General features: G+C 72.3%; 18 protein-coding genes. 9 read left to right on the top strand and 9 right to left on the bottom strand.

The features are described from left to right. Positions 1 to 52: 52 nt before the first annotated feature. Positions 53 to 316 (bottom strand): GlsB/YeaQ/YmgE family stress response membrane protein, encoded by a 264-nt coding sequence (locus tag AC069R_RS22630; RefSeq protein WP_397988108.1) that lies wholly within the window; start codon positions 314 to 316, stop codon positions 53 to 55. Positions 317 to 578: 262 nt separating this feature from the next. Here AC069R_RS22630 and AC069R_RS22625 point away from each other — a divergent pair, with 262 nt between their 5' ends. Further along, entirely contained in the window at positions 579 to 1,592 is a 1,014-nt protein-coding gene (locus AC069R_RS22625; RefSeq protein WP_478768666.1) for a YihY/virulence factor BrkB family protein, read from the top strand. 30 nt (positions 1,593 to 1,622) lie between these two features. Here the strand turns inward: AC069R_RS22625 and AC069R_RS22620 are convergent, their stop codons facing one another. Continuing rightward, positions 1,623 to 2,786, bottom strand: a complete 1,164-nt coding sequence (locus AC069R_RS22620; protein WP_478768610.1) for a CapA family protein — start codon at positions 2,784 to 2,786, stop codon at positions 1,623 to 1,625. 190 nt (positions 2,787 to 2,976) lie between these two features. Here AC069R_RS22620 and AC069R_RS22615 point away from each other — a divergent pair, with 190 nt between their 5' ends. After that, complete coding sequence (locus AC069R_RS22615; RefSeq protein ID WP_478768609.1) at positions 2,977 to 3,516, top strand: GNAT family N-acetyltransferase; 540 nt, start codon at positions 2,977 to 2,979, stop codon at positions 3,514 to 3,516. Positions 3,517 to 3,608: 92 nt separating this feature from the next. Here AC069R_RS22615 and AC069R_RS22610 read toward each other — a convergent pair whose 3' ends face one another. Continuing rightward, a complete protein-coding gene (locus tag AC069R_RS22610) occupies positions 3,609 to 4,670 on the bottom strand; it encodes a Gfo/Idh/MocA family protein (protein ID WP_478768608.1) in 1,062 nt (353 codons plus the stop codon). A gap of 358 nt (positions 4,671 to 5,028) precedes the next feature. Between AC069R_RS22610 and AC069R_RS22605 the strand changes: the two genes are divergently transcribed. The 3 genes from AC069R_RS22605 to AC069R_RS22595 all read left to right on the top strand — a co-directional run bounded on the left by AC069R_RS22605 (position 5,029) and on the right by AC069R_RS22595 (position 10,988). Continuing rightward, the gene (locus tag AC069R_RS22605) at positions 5,029 to 6,345 is read left to right on the top strand and encodes a spherulation-specific family 4 protein (RefSeq protein ID WP_478768607.1); all 1,317 of its coding nucleotides are present in this window, start codon (positions 5,029 to 5,031) and stop codon (positions 6,343 to 6,345) included. A 118-nt stretch (positions 6,346 to 6,463) separates the two neighbouring features. Beyond that, the gene (locus AC069R_RS22600; protein ID WP_478768606.1) at positions 6,464 to 7,843 is read left to right on the top strand and encodes a ricin-type beta-trefoil lectin domain protein; all 1,380 of its coding nucleotides are present in this window, start codon (positions 6,464 to 6,466) and stop codon (positions 7,841 to 7,843) included. Between the two features lie 268 nt (positions 7,844 to 8,111). After that, positions 8,112 to 10,988, top strand: a complete 2,877-nt coding sequence (locus AC069R_RS22595) for a LuxR C-terminal-related transcriptional regulator (protein WP_478768605.1) — start codon at positions 8,112 to 8,114, stop codon at positions 10,986 to 10,988. 54 nt (positions 10,989 to 11,042) lie between these two features. On the opposite strand, the gene AC069R_RS22590 is transcribed toward AC069R_RS22595, so the two are convergent. The 3 genes from AC069R_RS22590 to AC069R_RS22580 all read right to left on the bottom strand — a co-directional run bounded on the left by AC069R_RS22590 (position 11,043) and on the right by AC069R_RS22580 (position 13,965). After that, entirely contained in the window at positions 11,043 to 11,858 is an 816-nt protein-coding gene (locus AC069R_RS22590) for a DeoR/GlpR family DNA-binding transcription regulator (protein WP_478768604.1), read from the bottom strand. A 272-nt stretch (positions 11,859 to 12,130) separates the two neighbouring features. After that, complete coding sequence (locus tag AC069R_RS22585; RefSeq protein WP_478768603.1) at positions 12,131 to 12,886, bottom strand: hypothetical protein; 756 nt, start codon at positions 12,884 to 12,886, stop codon at positions 12,131 to 12,133. 707 nt (positions 12,887 to 13,593) lie between these two features. Further along, positions 13,594 to 13,965 carry a VOC family protein gene (locus AC069R_RS22580; RefSeq protein WP_478768602.1) on the bottom strand — a complete coding sequence of 124 codons (372 nt, stop codon included), beginning with the start codon at positions 13,963 to 13,965 and terminating at the stop codon, positions 13,594 to 13,596. Positions 13,966 to 14,059: 94 nt separating this feature from the next. Here AC069R_RS22580 and AC069R_RS22575 point away from each other — a divergent pair, with 94 nt between their 5' ends. Beyond that, positions 14,060 to 14,521, top strand: a complete 462-nt coding sequence (locus AC069R_RS22575) for a MarR family winged helix-turn-helix transcriptional regulator (RefSeq protein ID WP_478768601.1) — start codon at positions 14,060 to 14,062, stop codon at positions 14,519 to 14,521. Positions 14,522 to 14,561: 40 nt separating this feature from the next. On the opposite strand, the gene AC069R_RS22570 is transcribed toward AC069R_RS22575, so the two are convergent. After that, the gene (locus AC069R_RS22570) at positions 14,562 to 15,479 is read right to left on the bottom strand and encodes a helix-turn-helix domain-containing protein (protein ID WP_478768665.1); all 918 of its coding nucleotides are present in this window, start codon (positions 15,477 to 15,479) and stop codon (positions 14,562 to 14,564) included. Between the two features lie 143 nt (positions 15,480 to 15,622). Here AC069R_RS22570 and AC069R_RS22565 point away from each other — a divergent pair, with 143 nt between their 5' ends. Beyond that, positions 15,623 to 16,417 carry an alpha/beta fold hydrolase gene (locus tag AC069R_RS22565; protein WP_478768600.1) on the top strand — a complete coding sequence of 265 codons (795 nt, stop codon included), beginning with the start codon at positions 15,623 to 15,625 and terminating at the stop codon, positions 16,415 to 16,417. A 10-nt stretch (positions 16,418 to 16,427) separates the two neighbouring features. Here AC069R_RS22565 and AC069R_RS22560 read toward each other — a convergent pair whose 3' ends face one another. Then, complete coding sequence (locus tag AC069R_RS22560) at positions 16,428 to 16,820, bottom strand: VOC family protein (protein WP_478768599.1); 393 nt, start codon at positions 16,818 to 16,820, stop codon at positions 16,428 to 16,430. Between the two features lie 136 nt (positions 16,821 to 16,956). Beyond that, positions 16,957 to 17,502, bottom strand: coding sequence for a cysteine hydrolase family protein (locus AC069R_RS22555; protein ID WP_478768598.1), 546 nt, complete (start codon positions 17,500 to 17,502; stop codon positions 16,957 to 16,959). Between the two features lie 139 nt (positions 17,503 to 17,641). On the opposite strand from AC069R_RS22555, the gene AC069R_RS22550 reads away from it, so the two are divergent. Both AC069R_RS22550 and AC069R_RS22545 read left to right on the top strand, forming a co-directional pair. Further along, complete coding sequence (locus tag AC069R_RS22550; RefSeq protein ID WP_478768597.1) at positions 17,642 to 18,049, top strand: YciI family protein; 408 nt, start codon at positions 17,642 to 17,644, stop codon at positions 18,047 to 18,049. Between the two features lie 8 nt (positions 18,050 to 18,057). Then, a complete protein-coding gene (locus tag AC069R_RS22545; RefSeq protein ID WP_478768664.1) occupies positions 18,058 to 19,203 on the top strand; it encodes an RNA polymerase sigma factor in 1,146 nt (381 codons plus the stop codon). Positions 19,204 to 19,497 lie beyond the last annotated feature (294 nt).

Raw genomic sequence — 19,497 nt, 5'->3', positions numbered from 1 at the left:
CCGGCCACACAAAGGAGGCGGCCCCCGCGGGAGCCGCCTCCTTCGTGCGCGGTCAGCGCGAGCGTCCCGTCAGCACGCGGTAGAGCAGCAGCACGATCACGGAACCCACGATCGCGGCGATCCAGGTCGAGAGGCTGAAGAAGCCGTTGATCGAGTGGACGCCGAAGATCACCTTGCCCAGCCAGCCGCCGAGCAGCCCGCCCACGATGCCGATCAGCATCGTCACCAGGCAGCCGCCCGGGTCCTTGCCGGGGGTCAGTGCCTTCGCGATGGCGCCCGCGATGAGGCCGATCAGGATCCAGGCGATGATGCCCACGAGGTTCGTTCCTTCCGTTGCGCTGCGGCGCCCCAGGGGCGGGGCTCCCACGTACTTCCGCTTATCCCGCACGGCGCGGCCTATGCAGGACCGTTTCATTGCCGGGTGCGGGGAGACTCCTCACACTGCACCCACAAGCGCGGACGTCCCGGAGAGTGGTTCCCATGCGACCTGCACCCGGATGCCGGCGGAGATCCCCGTACGAGCACGTCACGAGCCGTACGCGGGCAGCCCGCGGCGCCGAAGACCACGCGTGCCCGCCATGAGGTTCCTCGAACGCGCCGACGGCTTCCAAAGACGCCACCGCTGGGTGGGCCAGCCGCTCGCCGTCGTGTACAAGTTCTACGACGACCAGGCCATGTACCTCGCGGCCCTGCTCACCTACTACGGCTTCCTCTCGCTGTTTCCGCTGCTCCTGATCCTCGTCGCCGTCCTGGGCACCTTCCTCAGCGGCGACCCGGCTCTCCAGCAGCGGCTCATGGACTCGGCGCTGGGCGAGTTCCCGGTCATCGGCGACCAGCTCGGGCACAACATCCACTCCTTCCACGGCAGCGGAGCCGCCCTGGCCGCGGGCATCGCGGGCAGCCTCTACGGTTCGCTCGGGGTCGCCCAGGCCGCGCAGTACGCCCTCAACAAGATCTGGGCCGTCCCCCGGCACGCCCGCCCGGACCCGCTCCGCTCGCGGCTGAAGGGGCTGCTGTTCCTGCTGCTCCTCGCGGTCGGGCTGTGCGCGTCCACCCTGCTGTCGGTGGCGGCCTCGCAGACGTACCTGTTCGGCGCGCGACTGCGGGGCGGCGGCTGGCTCGCCGCGACCGCGGGGACCGTGTGCCTGAACGCCTTCCTGCTGCTCCTGAGCTACCAGTTGCTGACCCAGCGGCGACTGCCGCTGCGCCGGCTGACCGGCGTCGCGCTGTGCGGCGCCTTCGCCTGGCAGGCGCTCCAGTGGGTGGGCTCCTACTACGTCAGCCACGTGCTGCGCGGGGCCACCGCCACCTACGGCATGTTCGGCATCGTCCTCGGCCTGCTCGCCTGGCTCTACGTCGGTGCCCTGATCTTCATCGCGGCGGCCGAGGCGGGGTCCGTGCGGGTCATGCGCCTGTGGCCGCGCAGCCTGCTGACGCCGTTCACCGACCGGGTGCGGCTGAGCCCGGCGGACCGCCGCGCCTACCGGTCGTACGCCGCCACCGAAGCCTTCAAGGGGTTCCAGAAGGTCAGCGTGCGCTTCGGACCGCCGCCCGACCCCAAGCACGGAAGACCGCCGGACGGCACGCCCTGAACGGCCCCGGCCCGCGGCGCCCGCACGCGGCTACGGCCGCTCGATCGCCCCGTCCGCCGAGATACGGGCGGCGTCCGGGCCGAAGTCCTCCGCCGACACGCCGGAGACCAGGTCGATCGCCTCGCCGCCCGGCTCCGGTGTCCCCGGCTCCACGATCCGCGTGGGGCGCAGGCGCCCGGACACATAGGTGCCGTCGGGGCGCAGGGTCACCTGGAGCACACCGCTGGTGGAGAGCGTGCCGCCGAGGCCGAGCACCTCGTAGCCGGTGAAGTTGCCCAGGCTGTAGGCGATCAGCCTGCCCCTGTAGAACTCCATGCCCCGCATCACGTGCGGGCCGCTGCCCACCACGAGATCGGCGCCGGCGTCGATCACCGCATGGCTGAAGGCGTGGCTGTCGCCCCGGTCCTCGCCGAGGAAGTACTCGGTGCCGGGCGTCACATGGATGCGGTCCGAGCCCTCCGCACCGGCGTGCATCACGACGATCACGACATCCGCCATCGCCGCGGCGCGGGCGGTGAGCCGCTTCGCGGCGGGGATGTCCGTGAGATCGCTCGCCCCTTGGTCGGGAGCGAACCCGAGCAGCGCGACCCTGATCCCGTGGACCCGCTGCACGGTGATCTGGCCCAGACGGCCGGTGTACGCGAGGTGCGCGGAGCGCAGCGCGGCGAACGTCTCGCGCCGCCCCTGCGCCCCGAAGTCGTCGATGTGGTTGTTCGCCGTGTTCAGCGCCGTGAACCCGGCCTTCTTGAGCCAGTGGCTGTAGGACGGCGGGACGTGGAACGCGAAGCAGTTCGGGCCGTCGATGGACTCGCACTTGCTGGTGCCGCCGGTGGCGAGCGTGCCCTCCAGGTTCCCCAGCACCACGTCCCCGGTGAGCAGGTTCTCGACGGGGTCGAAGAACGAGGCTCCGCCGTCCGGCGGCAGCTTGTCCGGCAGCGAGCCCATCACGATGTCCCCCACGGCGGCGATCCGCAGCTTCCCGGCGGGGCGCGGAGCCGGTGCGCCGGGCGCCGCGGACCCGGTTGTCCGCACGGGAGCAGCGCCGGGGGAGACCCGGTGATTCTCCTTGTCGGCACGGAACACGAACGCCGCGACGACCACCAGAGCGGCCCCGGCCAGGCAGAGGGCGAACAGGTGGCGCCGTACCGGCCCGCGCCGCTCGTGCCGCCGCTGGGGACACCGTCCGCCGGACATGATCACCGGCTCATGCTACGAAGCGTGCCTCCACCCTCCCCGCAGGGCCGCCTTCCGGCGTGTTCCCGGCACCCTCGCCGTGCTCGGGCGGCGCGAGCCTCCGTACCCGCCCGGCACGTCGCAGGCCCGTGCCCGCCGTCGTCCCCGGCGGCCGAACTCGCCTGGTACGACTGCCTGTTACTGTGTCCCGATGGAAGTCCTCGGATCCGTTGCCTGGCCGCCTGAGCCGATCAGGACCGAGAGGCTCGTGCTCCGTGAGCCCGAGAGCCGGGACCGTCCGGCGTTCATCGAGCTTCTCGCCTCGCCAAAGGTGCACACCTACCTCGGTGGTCCCCGCCCGCGCGACCAGCTGGAGCGCGAGACGCCCGCGGTGCCCCAGCGGTGGCCCGGAAGTTTCGTGGTCGAACTCGACGGGTCGATGATCGGCCACATTCTGCTCCGGAGAGCGACGGGACACTGCCGCCCGGCCGCGGAGGGCAAGGCCGACCTCGGCTACCTGTTCCTGCCGCGGGCGTGGGGACACGGGTACGCCGCCGAGGCGTGCACGGCGGCACTCGGCTGGCTCGCCGACGAGCTTCCCGGCGAGCCGGTGGTGCTCACCACCCAGTGCGCCAACACCGGCTCGCTGCGCCTGGCCGCGAAGCTGGGGTTCACCGAGGTGGAGCGGTTCGAGGCCTGGGACGCCGAACAATGGCTCGGCATACGGCCTCCGGACACGCCGTCCAGCTGAGTCCGCGCCGCCCCCGCCGGTAACCACCGGCCCGGCCGGCCGCGCGAGCGGTCCGCGACCCGCCGTGCCCCGCGCCGGTCACAGCGGCCGGGTCACTCGCCGGGGAACGAGACGCCGAGGTCCGCGCGGATCCGGTCCAGGGCACGCATGACCCTCAGCGTCTCCCCCAGGGGCATGAGGTCCGACTCCAGCCTGCCGGCGGCCACACACCGCGCCGCCTCCGCGGCCTCGTAGCACAGGCCGCCCTCGCGCAGTACCGGCACGTGGCAGCCGAGCGGTTCGTTCGACCGGCTCACCAGGCGGACCGTCGCCGGGGCGTAGAAGTCGCCCTCGATCTCCAGCCGTGCGCGCGTTCCCGAGACCGAGGCGGTGGTCGGGGTGCGCGCGTGCAGCGTGGTGTTGAGCACGCCGTGCGCGCCCGCGTCGTTGGTGACGACGATCGACGCCTGGGCGTCGACACCGGTGTCGGTGGTGTCCCCGACGGCGGTGATCGAGGCGAACGGCCCCAGCACCATCGAGGCGAAGGAGACCGGGTAGACACCGAGGTCCAGCAGGGCTCCGCCCGCCAGATCGGGGGCGAAGAGGCGGTACGCCGTGCGCGGGTTCATGAACTGGCCGTGGTCGGCGCTGACCGTGAGCACGTCGCCCAGCAGTCCGAGGTCGAGCACCTGGCGGACCACGTCCATGTGCGGCAGAAAGCGCGTCCACATCGCCTCCATGCAGAACACGCCCTGTCTGCGGGCCGCCGTGATCAGTTGCTCCGCTTCGACGGCGTTGCGCGTGAACGCCTTCTCCACCAGCACGTGTTTGCCCGCCTGGATCGCCATGAGGGCATGCGCGTGGTGCTCGGAGTGCGGCGAGGCGATGTACACGATGTCGACCCGCGCATCGTCGAGGACCTCGGCGTAGCTGCCGTAGGCCGCGGGTATCCCGAAGCGGCCGGCGAAGGCGCGGGCCCGGTCGGCGTCGCGCGATCCGACCGCCACCACCCGCTGTTCGGTGTGCGTGCGCAGCGCCTCGACGAACGAGGCGGCGATACCGCCCGGCGCGATCACCCCCCAGCGCAGGACCGGCGCGTCACGCGGGGACGGCGTCCGCGGCGCGGGCAGCGCGGTGCCGTCCATGAGTTCGTCGGTCCGTCGGGTCTGCGGCATGGAATTCCTCTTCGAGTGGTGCGGACGAGAACATACGGCGCCGTGATCGGCGCCCCCTTGGCGCCGACCGTCTCGTGCCCGGCCCCGACCGGACAAGGCGCTCGGGAAAACGTTCAGCCACTGTGAACGTTCTCCGGCCGGATCCGGCCGGAAAACGAGTCGGCTTTCCCGGCATGGTCCGCGGGTTCCGCCTCCATTCCGGATCGGGCAAGGGAAAGCCGGAATCCACGGCCGCTTGACAGCTTTCCGTGCGCCCGGCTGACTGACGCCCGGCAGCGTGACGAAGAGCGCGCTTTGCTCGGCGTTCTCCACGGGTCATCAGATGTTCCGACCAGAAGGCGGAAGTGGAGCAGAAACAATGAAGGCAAGAGGTCTGACCGAAACGGCCAGTGCCGTCGTATCGAGGCGCGCGTGCGCGGTCGCCACCGGTGGGGTGCTGGCCGTCGGCGCGCTGGTCGCCGCCCCGACGACCGAGGCGTCCGCCGCCGGGATCCAGCAGAGCATCGCGGTACCGGCCTACTTCTCCCCCGACTCGGGCGCCGGGCTCTGGGACAAGCTGGCCAGCCCGGCCCCCGGCGCGGGCCTGGCGGTCGCCAACCCGCAAAGCGGTCCCGGCAGCAGCAAGGACGACTCCTACGCCAAAGCGATCCAGAAGGCCCACAGCGCGGGCACGAAGGTCGTCGGATACGTCGACTCGGGATATCTCGGCACCAAGGGCTGGACCGCGCCGGACGGCGGCACGTCCGTGCAGGACTGGGTCGACGGTGCGAAGGCCAATGTCGACAAGTGGTACAGCTGGTACGGCAGTTCGGGGATCGACGGCATCTTCTTCGACGACGGGCTCACCAGCTGCGGCACCAGCTCGAATCCCGATGTCTACGTCCAGGCGTACAAGACTCTCCAGGCCTATGTGAAAAGCAAGGACCCCGGCGCCAAGGTCGTCGTGAACCCCGGCGCCTCGCCCGATGAGTGCTACACGCAGGCCGCCGACACGCTGGTGACCTTCGAAGGGACGTATGACGACTACGTCAACGGTTACAGCGACGGCCGCCAGGCGTGGGAGGCGTCCGCGGACCCGTCCAAGATCTGGCACCTGATCCACACCACGGGCAGCGAGTCGCAGATGCGCAACGCCGTCTCCCTGTCCAAGCAGCGCAACGCCGGGTACGTCTACGTCACCGATGACGACAACACGCCGGCTGACGGGCAGCAGTGGGGCAACCCGTGGGACACCCTGCCCGCGTACTGGTCGGACGAGGTCAACGCGGTCGCGGGCGATGGCAGCGGCTCGGTGGCCAAGAGCGGGCCGGTGAAGTCCGGCATCGCCGGCTACTGCCTGGACGTGCCCGGCGACACCGGCTCCAACGGGGCCAAGGTGACGATCGCCCCGTGCGACGGCTCGGCGGGCCAGCAGTGGACGGCCGGTGCGGACGGCAGCCTCAAGATCGGCGGCAAGTGCCTCGACGTCACGTACGGCGCCACCGCCAACGGCAGCCCGGTCGCCCTGTACGACTGCAACGGCCGGCCCAACCAGCGGTGGAACGTGAGCGGCGCCACCCTGGTCGGCGCCGGCTCGGGCCGCTGCCTGGACGATCCCCAGTTCTTCACCGACGGCCATCAGCTCGAGATCTGGGACTGCAACGGCGGCAACAACCAGAAGTGGACGCTGCCCTAGGTTCCCATCGCCTTCCGCCGGCCCCCGCCACCCCACTGGGCGGGGGCCGGCGGAAGCACATCCCGGCGCCCGCGCCGGGACGGCACGTGCAGGCCCCCTTCCTCACCGGAGCATCCTCATGAAGCTCGAACTCACCCGGAGCAGAGCCGCCGCGGCGGCGCTCGTCGCCGTGGCGGCACTGCTCTGGCCGCTGCTGGGCCCCGCGGACCGGTCCCCGGCCGCCGACACCGACTCCTATCCACTGCTCTACGACCCCGGCCCCTCGCACGACTGCTGGGGCCGGAACGTGGACGACGACAGCACCAAGAAGGACACGGCACACGAGAACACCAGCGGCTGCGGCGCCTTCGCCCCGGACAAGGAGTTCCAGCGCGACATGGCGCAGCCGCAGTCCACCCCGACGTGGGACGAGGGCACACTGGGCTGGGGCGTGTCCGACTGGGGCGCGACGCCCGGATACTCGTTCTCGGCGCAGACCGGTGACAAGACCGTCACCATGGTGAACAACGCGGCCGGCACGGACTGCGGCACACTGCGCGAGACCAACATCGGCTACACCTACCAGAACATCCAGCTGAGGTGGGGCCCCGACCGCAGGAAACTCACACTGGGCGACGGGCAGGTGAACGTCTCGTACGACGCAACCGTTCACCAGACCGCCGATTTCACCTGCCCCGAGAAGCGCGCCATCCTCACCACGGACTTCATCTTCGACAATGCCGTGACCGGAAAGCCGGCCGTGTTGTCGGTCGTCCACTACGACGCCAAGAACGGCTTCTCGGGCTCGACCTCCGGCAGCGTGCTGTGGAGCACGCTGAATCCCGACAACACGTGTGACGCGGGGTACGGCTGCCGGGTCACCGTGAAGAGTCCCACCGGAATGCTGGGCGACGGCCAGAAGGGCTCGGTCGCCGACGACATCAGCGGACTGTTCGACCAGTACGCCAAATACCTCAACCCGCAGAACCTGCCCAAGGACAAGTTCTCCCTGCGCGGTCTGCAGATCGTGAGCAGCAACCGGGGCAGCTCCACGACCGCTTCGGTCAGCGACATCGACGCCCGCCTCACGCCGAACGGACCCGCTCACTCCACGCTCAGGTACTCGGACAAGAACGGGCCCCTGTGCCTGGACGACGCCGAGAACCAGAAGACGTATCCCGCGGACGTCCAGGTGTACTCGTGCAACGGAACGGACGCGCAGAACTGGGACATCGGCTGGGACAACACCCTGCGCGTGAACGGACTGTGCCTGGACGCCGAGGGCGGCGGAACCTCCAACGGGACCAATGTGATCCTCTGGCAGTGCAACGGCGGGGCGAACCAGCAATGGGTACTCGGCCGTTACGGCCAGATCTACAATCCCGTCTCCGGCCGCTGCCTGGAGGCCAAGTCGGGCGGGGCCGTGCAGAGCGGCTACTCGGATCTCGACCTGTCCGACTGCTGGGGCGGCACGAACCAGAAGTGGTGGACGCCGTACGGCGACTTCCACGACCAGTGACCGCGCACGCCCCCGGTCTCCGGACCGGCCGGTGCCCCGCCTCGGGCCAGGGCCCGGACATGGAGCGGGACACACACCAGTCCGGTTGGCATAGGCTGGCCTTCCGGGGTGGCTGACCCGTTTCCCCTGCCGCCGCATGGCGCCCCCGTGCGGCGGCGGGACCGGCGAGCGCGGCCCTCCCGCACATCAGTGACCGGCTACGGCGAGCACCCGGACCACGGGCCGAGCGCCGGCGCGGCGAGGGAAAGAGCAGCACGACCAGCGCGACATGACAGCACCAGAGAACCCGCCCCAGCACCCCGAGCACGCGGACCTGTTCGCGGGCCGGCCGAACGAGCTGCGGGCACTGCGCGCCGCCGCCGTGTCCGCCCGCGCGGGATCGGCGGCCGTCGTCCTGGTCCAGGGGGCGCCCGGCACCGGGAAGTCCGCCCTCGTCCGCCGCTGGCTCGGCGGACTGCGCGACTTCACGGTCCTCGGCACCGCGGCGACACCGGCCCGGCTGCCCGACGACTTCGACTGCCTGTCCCGGTTGCTGGGCACCGTGACGAACCCGGCCCGGCACCACCCCCCGGCCGGACGACAGCGGGGGACGACGGACACCGGGCCCGGCACGCCCGGCCTCCCGACCGCCCTGCGACATCTCCTGGACACGCCGTCGGCGGCCCCGCTCGCCCTCTTCGTGGACGACGCCCAGTGGGCGGACCGCCCCTCCCTGCGGGCCCTGCTGGAAGCGGCCCGTACCGGCGGCCGGATCTGCCTGGTGCTCGCGGCCCGCCACTTCCAGGACTGGGACGAGCAGACCCTTCGCGCCCTGCACAGGGTGCACCCGCTGACCCGGATCGGTCTGGGCGAGCTGAGCGAGAGCGAGGCGCGGACGGTCGTGGCGGCCGCCCTCGGCGACCGGGCGGACGAGTCGCTGACCCGGCGCCTGATCCTGCGGTCGGGGAGGCACCCGCTCTACCTCACCCGACTGCTCGGCGAGCACCTGGACGCCCCGGCCGGTGGCGGCACCGGGCCGGGCCTGCCGCCCGCGGCGGTGCGGCGCCAGCTGTGCGGCCTTCCCCCGTCGAGCGTCGCGGCACTGGAAGCGCTGGCCGTGCTCGGCGGCTCCGCGTCGGTGCCGACGCTGAGCGCCGTGCTCGGCGCGCCCGACTGCACCTCGGCGCTGGAGCCGCCGGCCCGCGAGGAGTTCATCACGCGGACGGTGGCGCAGGTCCCCACCGTGACCTTCCGGCACCCGGTCTTCCGCGACGGTCTGTACGACACCCTGCCGACCTGGCGTCGCCGCGCGCTGCACCTGGCCGCGGTGCCCGCCGTCGACGGACGGCTGCGCCTGACGCACAAGGTGGCGGCGGCCGAGACGGCGGACAGCCGCCTGGCGGCCGACCTGCTGGAGCGGGCGACCGACGAACTCGCCGAGGGCCAACTGCTCGCCGCGGCCCGGACGTTGCTGTCCTCGGCGGCTCTCTCGCAGGCCGAGGACCACCGCACCGGCCATCTGCTCTACGGGGCGGTGCGGCTGCTGTTCTGGGCCGGGGCGGACGCCGAGATCGGGCGGCACGCGGACGCCGTAGCCTCTCGCCGGCCCTGCCCGTGGCGGGACGAGGCCCTCGGCCTTGTGGAGTTCGCCGCGGGCCGGCTGACCTCGGCCGTACGGCTCCTGGAGCGGGCGCGGAGGTCACTCGCGGCGCACGACCCCGGACAGCGGGCCGTCGTACTCGCCGAACTGGCCTGGGCGCACGCGATCCTGGGACAGGGGCAGGCGGCCCAGCGATACGGTGAGCAGGCACTTGACCCGGCCCGTGCCGGGGAAGCGGCACCCGCCACGGCGGCCTCGGCGGTCACGCCCGCGGCACCGGACGGCGACCTGACGGCGCCCTGCGGAGGCGGCGCCGAGGACCGTGACGGCGCTCCCGGCGTCGTCGTACCGCCCGGCGTGCGGCAGGCCGCGCGAGCGCTGGCGGCCTACGGCGCGGCTCTGTGGCATGGCCCGCGGTCCGGCCTGGAGATGCTGGCCACGCTGCCCGAGGACGCCGACGAGATCGAGGAGGAGGGGCTGCCCGCCCTGACCATCCGGGGCGTTCTCCGGCTGGCGGACGGCCGGCTGCGGGCCGCGACGACCGATCTGACCATGGTGCTCGCCCGCGGCCGGCCCGGTGCCGCCCGCCTCCTCGGTACGGCAGGCTCCGTCCACCTCGTCATGTGCCACCTGCTGGACGGCGACTGGGACCGGGCGGCGCTGGCGGCGGACCGGGCGCTGGAGGACGAGCAGAGCCGTTGCTTCGACGCACCCGTCCTGTGGTCCCTGCGTTCCGCGCTCCACGCGTTCCGCGGCGAGCACGACACGGCCGACACGGCCCTGCGTCAGGCCGTGCGGCTGGCGCAGTCGCTGGACTTCGCGGGCCCCCACTACCACACGGCCATGGCCAGGGCGATGCACGCGCGGGCCCGCGGCGACCACGAAGGCGTGGTGGGCGCCCTCCAGTTGCTGGCCGACCGCTTCGTCCACTCCGACCGCGTCCGCATCGTCGCCACGGGCTGGCTGCCCTTCTTCGCGGAGTCGCTGGTCGTGTGCGGCCTCGCCGACCTCGCGCAGGGCGTACTGAGTGAGCTTCGGGCGGCGGGCGACGACGCCGATCCGCATCTGCGCGTCGCCCAAGCCTGGGTGGCGGGCCGTACCGCGGAGGCGGCCGGTGAGCACCGTACGGCTCTGCGCGCGTACACGGAGGCGATCGGGCTGCTCACGCCCGGACAGGACATTCCGCTGCTGCGCGCCCTGCTGCGGGCCGGGTGCGGGCGGGTCGCGAAGGCCACCGGCCGGGTGCACTCCGCCGCCGAGCACTTCCGCGCGGCCCGCGACATCCTCACCCGGCTCGGCGCGCGACCCTTCCTCGCCGAGTGCCCGGCCCAGCGGCAGGCCGCCCTGGCGGACGGTACGGACGGCACGCCCGGACACCTTCGGCTGACCGAGCGCGAGGGCGAGGTGGCGCAGCTGGTGGGACGCGGTTACACCAACAGGGAGATCGCCGAGGCGCTGACGCTCAGCGCCAAGACCGTCGAGTATCACCTGCGCAGCGTGTTCGTGAAGCTCGGCGTGCGCAACCGCCGGGAGCTGCGGCGCCGCGTGCAGGGCGACGGCGACTGACCGGGCTCCGCCGGCCCGGCGGTCGACCGCGCCCCGCCGGGCCGCCGGGCCGTCTCACGCGGGGTCGTCGCGTCCGGAGGATCGTGCGGAGGACGGGACGACCACCAGGATCGTGTTCACGCCGGTTCTGCGCAGGGCCGCGACCAGTTCCGCGTCCGCGTGCGAGTCCGTGACGACGGTGTGCACGGAATCGATGTCGGCGATCTTGGCCTTGTGCACCTTGCCCAGTTTCGAGCTGTCGGCCACGACGATCCGGTGGGTGGCCTGCTCCAGCATGGCCCGGTCGATCTCCGCCCCGCTGGCGCTGTACTGGGTGAAACCCACCGCCGGGGTGATGCCGTCGGCACCCACGATCGCGTAGTCGAAGCGGTACGAACGCAGCGTCTGCTCGGCGGGCCTGCCCACCAGGTCGTTGGAGAGCGGACGGGCGATGCCACCGGTGACGATCACCTTCGCCGACTGCCGCGCCGACAGTATGGTGGCCGTGTCCAGGCCGTTGGTGACGACCGTCAGATCCGAACGGGCGGCCAGGCAACTCGCCACCGAACCCGCCGTACTGCCGCCGCTGAGCGCCACGGTCAGCGGACCGCTGGGCAGCAGCGTCGAGGCGAGCGCCCCGATCCGGCGTTTGGCCTCCTTGTTCTGCGACTGCCGCAGACTCACCGGCGGTTCGGCGCTGCGCCGGGTGGCGGCGATCCGCCCGTAGGACCGCCGGATCAGGCCCCTCTCCTCCATGGTGGCCAGGTCGCGGCGGACCGTGGGCCCGGACACCCCCAAAGTCGTGGGCAGGCAACGCACTTGCAGTTCACCGCGCTGGGCCAGCAAGGACATGATGACCGAGATACGGGAGTCACGGCGTACGCCGCTCATGCGCGACTCCGCACGGCGGAGCGGGCGGCCACGGCACCGCGGGCGCTGCGGTGACGCTCCTTCCGCGGTGCCTCGGCCCTACCCGTCGCTGATGACGATCGCACAGTCCGCGACTTCACTACTCGCCCGCTCCCGCGTCTCTGGTTCGTGTTCCGGCCCCGGTGCGCTGCTGTGGACCGCAGGCGGCACCGGGGTCTGCCGTCCACCCAGCGTGGCCGACGCGCGCGCGGCGCGGATCAGGGAAAGTCCCCAGGGTTTCCGACCGCGCTGCCTCAGGCGGAGCACTCGTCGGGGGTGAGGGCGGTCAGCGGGGACAGGGACACGACATCGTCGACGCGGCCGTCCGCCCCCTTGACGGGAGAGGTGGAGGTGAAGTCGGTGATGGCGTAGTAGTGGTGGCCGTACCCCTGGCCCGCCTTGTTGCCGGTCTTGCCGTAATTGATCCACAGCACGCCGTTCACCTGCTGCTCCTGGTACCGGTGCTGGAGGTGCGCCTTGTAGCCCTGCGGTACGTAGGCGGAGAACTGCTGGGTGGTGCCCTCGGCCGTGCCCCAGGTGTAGGAGTAGCTGGTCGAGATGGAGGTCTCGATCAACTTGTCGAGCCCCGCCTTGAAGCTCGCCGAGACCGTCACGCTGTTGCTCGTCGTGTAGGTCGTCGTGGAGGCCCAGTTGAGGTTGTTGGCGTCGTTACCGCCGTAGCAGTTGGCGTAGTCGGAGGTCAGCGGGGTCCAGCTGCCGTAGCCGACGTCTCGGGGGTCCCCGTAGGGGTAGAAACCGCAGCTGACGTCGGAGAGTTGGCCCAGCTGTGCCTTGGCACAGTCGTCGGCGAGCTGCGAGGCGCTGACGGCTCCCGGCTGCGACTGCTGGGGGAAGGCGTCGGCCGGGGCGCCGAACCGGGTGCCGTTCTTGAGGCACACCTCGTGGTCGCAGTACTGGGGTGTCTCGGCGAACGCGAGGGCCGTGCCCAGGGTGGCGAACGTGAGTGTGGCGGCTGCCACGGACACGGCACGGGCGGTACGTCGGGGCATGCGGGCTCCTCGGAGGAATGCGAGCCGGGTGGCGCGGACGCGTGAGCCCTACGGCCTGCCGCGCGCGGACCACCGGACGGGTGGGGGGTTGGCCAGGACAGACCGGGGCTCGCCGTTAACTCGGCCCCGACGCCTGGGAGTTGCCACGCTAGCCGCTCGACTTGCCGATCCTCCACGCGCGCGCCCGCACCGTGCAGACCACCTGATCGATCATGACCCTCGCGTTGACAGGAACGGACGACGGGCCTACGACGGCCCGACCGGACGCGACAGAAGAGGACCCCTGCCCGCCCCCTGGCGCACCGGGCACGCCCCGCCGGCACCCCGAGGCCTCGGGCAATGCCTGCGCCGCGGTGACGGCCGCTTCCCATCTGCCGTCACCGACCGCGAAGCGGCCACCTCCACCGGCCGCGCCGCGGTGGTTCGGCCCCCTGCGGCGGCTTCGGCGGCGGGGCGATACGGTCCGGTTCCAGCCCCAGCCTGTGCGGGTGGACGCACACGGGCGTCCGGTCGTCCAGGGTGTAGCGGAAGCCGTCGGTTGGGTCGAACGGGCACTCCCACGAAGGGCGGGAGTACACGACGAACCCCTCGCGCGGCAGCCGCTTGGACGGGCAGCTGCCGCATGCCGGATGGTCCTCGCCCTGTGCGAACGGCTCGTTCATGCCGGCACGGTAGCGGAGCCGGGCACAGGGCAGGGGGCGCCGCGGTCAGTGTCCGTGGATGGTCAGCCGGTAGCCCTCGGGTCCGGTGAAGGAGAAGGCCGGACCGAACGGGGTCGTGATCAGCGGGCTGACGTCCTCCGTGCCCGCCGCGACGAGCCGTTCGCGCAAGGCCGGGGCGTCGGACGTGCGCAGCCACAGCGCGACGCCGAGACCGGGGCGCGCGGCGTCGTCCAGGTCGACGTCGGGCAGCGGCTCGCGGACGGCGAACGGGATGGGGCTGGTGGCGAAGACGACCGCGTGCGCCGGTCCGTCCTCCGCCCGCCGCAGCCCGAGCCGCTCCTCGAAGAACGCGGCGGCGGCCGGCACGTCCTTCACCTGGAGGGCGATGAAATCAGGTCCTTCGACAGTGACGGTCATGGTGACTCCAAGGGTCGACCCGTCGAAACGGGTATGTCAGAACTTTGACATAACGACCGTAGGTCCCGGTCTCTCGGTATGTCAAAATGCTGACATGGAAGAACGAGCGCCTGTACCCTCGCCCCACCCGGCGCACGACGTCACCGAGCACGTCGGATACCGCCTCAAGAAGGCCTCGGCCGCCCTGCGCGGCGCCATGGACAGGGCGCTGCGCGAACACGGCCTCACCGTCCCGCAGTACTCCTGCCTGGAACTCCTCGACGAACGGCCCGGCCTGTCCAACGCCGACCTCGCCCGCGGCACCTTCGTCACCCGGCAGTCGGCCAACGTCGTCCTGCGCGGCCTGAAGGAGGCCGGCCTCATCACTCAGGCGACCAGCACCGACCACGGCCGGGCCCTGCCCGTCCACCTCACCGCGGCCGGACAGCAGCGCCTGCACGCCGCCCGCACGGCCGTGTACGCCATCGAGGAACGCATGATCGAGAGCATCCCCGGGCGCCGGCTGACGGCGCTCCTGGCCGACCTCGACTCGATGGCCGAGGCCCTGGAGGCGTGAGCGCCCGGCCGCGGACGAGGAGGCAGCGGGTAAGGGAGGATCAGGCCCCGCGGGTGCCGGCTCTGCCGTAGGCGGCGCGCCAGGCGGCGGGCGGGGTGGCGGCCTGGCGGCGGAAGAACGTGCTGAAGTTGCCCGCGTCGCCGAAGCCGAGGCGGCGGGCGCAGCCGGTGACCGGCAGCTCGGTGTGGGCGAGGAGCCTCTTGGCCTCCAGCAGGATCCGCTGGTCGAGGAAAGCCTTGGCGCTCGTGCCGGTGGCGGCACGGGTCGCTCGGGTGAGGGTGCGCGCGTCGTAGCCCAGTGCCCGAGCGTAGTCGGCCACGTGGTGCCACTCGGTGAAATGCTCCTCGACGGCGGCCCGGTAGGCGCGGAAGACGTCCGCGGACCGGTCGCCGGCCGGGCCCCCGCCGGCCGGGCCCCCGCCGGCCGGGGCGGCCGCGTCGGTGCGGTCGGCCGCGCTGGGAAGGAGCCGCAGCAGCAGCGCCGCCAGCAGGTGGGCGAGCAGCGCGGGGGACCCCAGGTGCGGGCTGCGCACCGTCGCGTCGTGCTCCCGGCCGAGGTGTTCGGCCGCCAGCAGGGCGAGGGACAGGCGCTGCCCCGCCAGCCGCCAGCAGACCGGCGCGCCGGCCTCCGCCGCGGTGAACCCCGCGAGGAAGCCGGGCCGGAAGAGGACCAGTGGCCCGTCGCACGCGTCGATGTCGCTCCAGCGGTGCACCATGCCGGGCCGGATCCACACCGCGCTGCCTTCCGCCAGCCGGTAGGCGTGGAAGTCGGCCTCGTGACCGCCGGCGCCGGACGCGATCAGCGCGAGGACGTGGAAGTCGGGGCGCTGGGGGAGGACGCGGCGGCGGTACGTGTCCATCTCGCGCAGCGCGGCGAAGTCGATGACCTCCACACCGTGGGACGAGCCGACGGCGGGGGAGTAGCGCAGCTGCCGTACGGCATCGTGTCCGCTTTTCACAAGCACCATGCCCCTTTCCACCAGGCAGCGGCTCTCACCGGCCGTACGGTCGACGTGCGACTCACCGGCAGGTCAGTCTACTTGTTCGAGGCCGTGCACGCGCGACGCCGGTCGTCGCGGGCGGCCAGGGGAGAGGCATGAGAATGACGGAAAAGACAACACCGGTGGCGGTGCCGGGCGGATCCCTGGAGGTACGCGTCGGGGGTCGTACCAGACCGACCCTGGTGTTCGTCCACTACTGGGGCGGCTCCGCGGACACGTGGGACGCGGTGCTCCGCCGTCTGCCGCCCGGCCAGTCGACGGTCCGCTTCGACCAACGCGGCTGGGGCACCTCGCGGACGCTGCCCGGCCCCTACGAGCTGGAGCGGCTCGCCGACGATCTGGCACGCGTGGTGGCGGCGTGTGCGCCGGGGCCGTACGTCCTCGTCGGCCACTCGATGGGCGGCAAGGTGAGCCAGCTCCTCGCGGCCCGCGAGCCGTCCGGTCTGGCCGGCCTTGTCCTCGTCGCGCCCGCACCGCCCGAGCCGCCGTCCACGGTGACCGCGGAGTACCGGCAGGGGCTGTCCCACGCCTACGACACACCCGAGTCCGTGCGGTACGCCCTCGACCATGTCCTGAGCGCCACGCCGCTGCCGGAGACGGTGCTGGCCACCGCGGTGCGCGACAGCCTCGCCACCGGGCCCGAGGCGCGGCGGGAGTGGCCGCTGCACGGCATCGCACAGGACATCACCCGCGCCGCCCGCGCCATCGCGGTCCCGGTGACCGTGCTGGCCGGGGAGAACGACGTGGTGGAACCGCCGCGCGTCCTGCGCGAGCACCTCCTGCCGCACATCCCGCACGCGACCCTCACCACCGTCCCCACCGCCGGCCACCTGCTCCCCGTGGAGGCCCCCGAAGCCGTCGCGACCGCCCTCGGGGAAATCATCGGGGTGTCGTGAGCCCCGGCCCTCAGCCCTGCTTGGGCGCCGTGATCGGCACCAGGCGCAGGGTGAAGGAGTGGCCCGCCGGGTCGGTGTAACCGCGTTCCTCGTACGGCCCCGCCGGGTCCCGTGTCGCGATCGGCCGGCCCCCGAGCCCCACCACGCGCCGCTCGGCCTCGTCCATGTCCTCGACCAGGAAGACCAGATGGACCTGGAGGGAGTTCTCCGGACGCGGCCAGCTGGGCGAAGTGGCGTTCACATCACGGCGGAAGGCCAGCCGCATGCCGTCGGCGCCCCGGATCTCCACGAGGTTCGCCGACACCTCCGTCCGCTCACCCTCCAGGAACTCCTTGTAGAACACGGAGAGTTTCTCGGGCTCGGCGCAGTCGAGGACCACGACGCCCGCCTTCACCAATGCCATGCTTCCTCCCGGTGAACGACCTGCCTTAGCGGATATCCCCACCCACCGGATTCAGTCGGCGGCGGGCGACACCGGCGCCGTCTCGGGTGCCGCTGCTCACCGGCCGGGGCCGGTCACTGCCACAGATCCCGGCCGGTCACTGCCACAGGTCCCGGCTCGAGCACACGCGCGCGCCCATGTTCCGCTCCATCATCCGCAGCGCGGCCCGCGCGAGGTCCTCGTGGATGTGCGCCACGGCGTCCCTGGGAACGATCACGTCGAAGTGACGGATGTGGGCGTCGAGCGCCGAGTAGAGCACGCACTGCTCGGTCACCTGCCCGGTGAGCACCAGGCGGTCGATGCTCTGCTGCCGCAGGAGGTATTCCAGGGGAGTCTCGAAGAAGACGGAGTGGCGGGCCTTCACGACGAAGAGGGAGTCGCCGTCCGGCTTCAAGGGCTCCACCAGGTCGCTGTGCGGCCCGCGCAGGGCGTGCTCCAGCAGCTCACCGTGATGCGATCGCCACTCACCGAAGTTGTCGTTCACATAGATCACCGGCGCCGATTGGTCCCGCGCGCGCCGCAAGAGGTCCGCCACCACCGGTACGACCGTCCGAGCCGACGGAATCAGCAGGTCGGCGTCCTTGTGGTCGTACGTGTTGATCATGTCGATGACCAGCAGCGCGGTCCTTCTCGCAGCGTTCACGCCCACCGGGTTCCCTGATCGCGGGGTGCGGCAACCGGCTCAGGAAAACCCGGACGGCGATGTCGAGAATCCGCGCCCGGCTCCGTCCCCGTACCGAACGCGACGACAATGGATCGCACCAGCACCCAGGAGAGACACGATGGCCAAGTACCTGCTGCTCAAGCACTACCGCGGCGCCCCGGCAGCGGTCAACGACGTCCCCATGGACCAGTGGACGCCGCAGGAGATCGCCGCGCACATCCGGTACATGAACGACTTCGCCGCCCGGCTGGAGCAGACCGGCGAGTTCGTCGACGGCCAGGCACTCGCCCCCGAGGGGATGTGGGTCCGGTACGACGGTGAGGGGCGCCCGCCGGTCACCGACGGCCCGTTCGCCGAGACCAAGGACCTCATCGCCGGCTGGATGGTGATCGACGTCGACGGCCCCGACCGCGCCGTCGAGCTGGCGGGGGAGCTGTCGGCCGCGCCCGGCGCCGGGGGGAAGCCGATCCACGAGTGGCTGGAGGTGCGCCCCTTCCTGGCCGCGCCGCCCACCATCACGGAGTGACCTCCCCGATGGACGAGGCCCTGCTGCGGAGCCTCACGCCGAGCGTGCTCGCCATCCTCGTCCGCCGCGGAGCCGACTTCGCGGCGGCCGAGGACGCCGTACAGGACGCGCTGGTCGAGGCCGTCCGGACCTGGCCGGCCGACCCGCCGCGGTCCCCGAAGAACTGGCTGGTCACCGTCGCCTGGCGCAAGTTCCTCGACCAGACCAGGGCGGACGGCGCCCGCCGCCGGCGCGAGGCCCGCCTCGACGACCAGCCGGCGCCCGGCCCCGCGCCCGCCGTGGACGACACGCTCCAGCTCTACTTCCTGTGCGCCCACCCGTCCCTGACACCGTCCTCCGCCGTCGCCCTCACGCTGCGCGCCGTCGGCGGGCTCACCACCCGCCAGATCGCGCGGGCCTACCTGGTGCCCGAGGCGACCATGGCGCAGCGCACCAGCCGTGCCAAGCGCACCGTCTCCGGCGTGCGCCTCGACCGGCCCGGCGACGTCGCCACCGTGCTGCGCGTCCTCTACCTGGTCTTCAACGAGGGCTACTCCGGCGACGTGGACCTCGCGGCGGAGGCCATCCGGCTCACCCGGCAGCTCGCGGCCCGCATCGACCACCCCGAGGTGGCGGGGCTGCTCGCCCTCATGCTGCTCCACCACGCCCGGCGCGCCAGCCGGACCGCGCCCGACGGCAGCCTCGTACCGCTCGCCGCCCAGGACCGCGGCCGGTGGGACACCGGGCTGATCGCCGAGGGGGTCGGGATCCTCCAGGCGGCCCTCGCCCGTGACCGGCTGGGCGAGTTCCAGGCCCAGGCCGCCATCGCGGCACTGCACGCCGACGCGCCCACCGCCGAGGAGACCGACTGGGTGCAGATCGTCGAGTGGTACGACGAACTCGTGCGCCTGACCGGCAACCCGGTCGTCCGGCTCAACCGCGCGGTCGCCGTGGGCGAGGCCGACGGACCGCGCGCCGGGCTGGCGGCGCTCGCGGCGCTGGACGACTCCTTGCCCCGCCACACCGCGGTGGCCGCGTACCTCCACGAGCGCGACGGCGACCTGGCGACGGCGGCACGGCTGTACGCCGAGGCGGCCCGTACGGCACCGAGCCTCGCCGAGCGCGACCATCTGACCCGCCAGGCCGCCCGGCTCAACACGCTGCTCCGCCCCTGACAGCTCACCGTGCGCATCCGGGGCCGGTTCCAGGCGAACGCGCGGCAGGCCCGTCAGGACGCCGGCAGTGCGCCGGCCGGAGCGGAGGCGGCGCCCAGCCCGGCGACCAGATCCCCGACGGCCCCCGGCCCAGGTTCCCCGCGGCGTCGCCCGCTCCGGGGAACAGCCGGTAACAGGCGCCCGAGACCCGGACAAGCCCGACGCACCCGTGCACCGCCGCCAGGAACATCCGTGCCGGAGGCGAGTTCGGCCGCTGCCGTGCCGTTATCCGGGTGCGCAATCCGCTCCTCGGGC

The organism is Streptomyces sp. NPDC043952, assembly GCF_056435325.1.
Note: the sequence above shows the minus strand (reverse complement) of the source record. Positions and strands in the feature narration are given on the sequence as shown.

What these genes read in the sequence shown, in the direction of transcription:
- AC069R_RS22625 (WP_478768666.1), top strand. Translation starts at nt 579, where the DNA reads ATGAGGTTCCTCGAACGCGCCGACGGCTTCCAAAGACGCCACCGCTGG.
- AC069R_RS22620 (WP_478768610.1), bottom strand. Translation starts at nt 2,786, where the DNA reads ATGTCCGGCGGACGGTGTCCCCAGCGGCGGCACGAGCGGCGCGGGCCG.
- AC069R_RS22615 (WP_478768609.1), top strand. Translation starts at nt 2,977, where the DNA reads ATGGAAGTCCTCGGATCCGTTGCCTGGCCGCCTGAGCCGATCAGGACC.
- AC069R_RS22610 (WP_478768608.1), bottom strand. Translation starts at nt 4,670, where the DNA reads ATGCCGCAGACCCGACGGACCGACGAACTCATGGACGGCACCGCGCTG.
- AC069R_RS22605 (WP_478768607.1), top strand. Translation starts at nt 5,029, where the DNA reads ATGAAGGCAAGAGGTCTGACCGAAACGGCCAGTGCCGTCGTATCGAGG.
- AC069R_RS22600 (WP_478768606.1), top strand. Translation starts at nt 6,464, where the DNA reads ATGAAGCTCGAACTCACCCGGAGCAGAGCCGCCGCGGCGGCGCTCGTC.
- AC069R_RS22595 (WP_478768605.1), top strand. Translation starts at nt 8,112, where the DNA reads ATGACAGCACCAGAGAACCCGCCCCAGCACCCCGAGCACGCGGACCTG.
- AC069R_RS22590 (WP_478768604.1), bottom strand. Translation starts at nt 11,858, where the DNA reads ATGAGCGGCGTACGCCGTGACTCCCGTATCTCGGTCATCATGTCCTTG.
- AC069R_RS22585 (WP_478768603.1), bottom strand. Translation starts at nt 12,886, where the DNA reads ATGCCCCGACGTACCGCCCGTGCCGTGTCCGTGGCAGCCGCCACACTC.
- AC069R_RS22580 (WP_478768602.1), bottom strand. Translation starts at nt 13,965, where the DNA reads ATGACCGTCACTGTCGAAGGACCTGATTTCATCGCCCTCCAGGTGAAG.
- AC069R_RS22575 (WP_478768601.1), top strand. Translation starts at nt 14,060, where the DNA reads ATGGAAGAACGAGCGCCTGTACCCTCGCCCCACCCGGCGCACGACGTC.
- AC069R_RS22565 (WP_478768600.1), top strand. Translation starts at nt 15,623, where the DNA reads ATGACGGAAAAGACAACACCGGTGGCGGTGCCGGGCGGATCCCTGGAG.
- AC069R_RS22560 (WP_478768599.1), bottom strand. Translation starts at nt 16,820, where the DNA reads ATGGCATTGGTGAAGGCGGGCGTCGTGGTCCTCGACTGCGCCGAGCCC.
- AC069R_RS22550 (WP_478768597.1), top strand. Translation starts at nt 17,642, where the DNA reads ATGGCCAAGTACCTGCTGCTCAAGCACTACCGCGGCGCCCCGGCAGCG.
- AC069R_RS22545 (WP_478768664.1), top strand. Translation starts at nt 18,058, where the DNA reads ATGGACGAGGCCCTGCTGCGGAGCCTCACGCCGAGCGTGCTCGCCATC.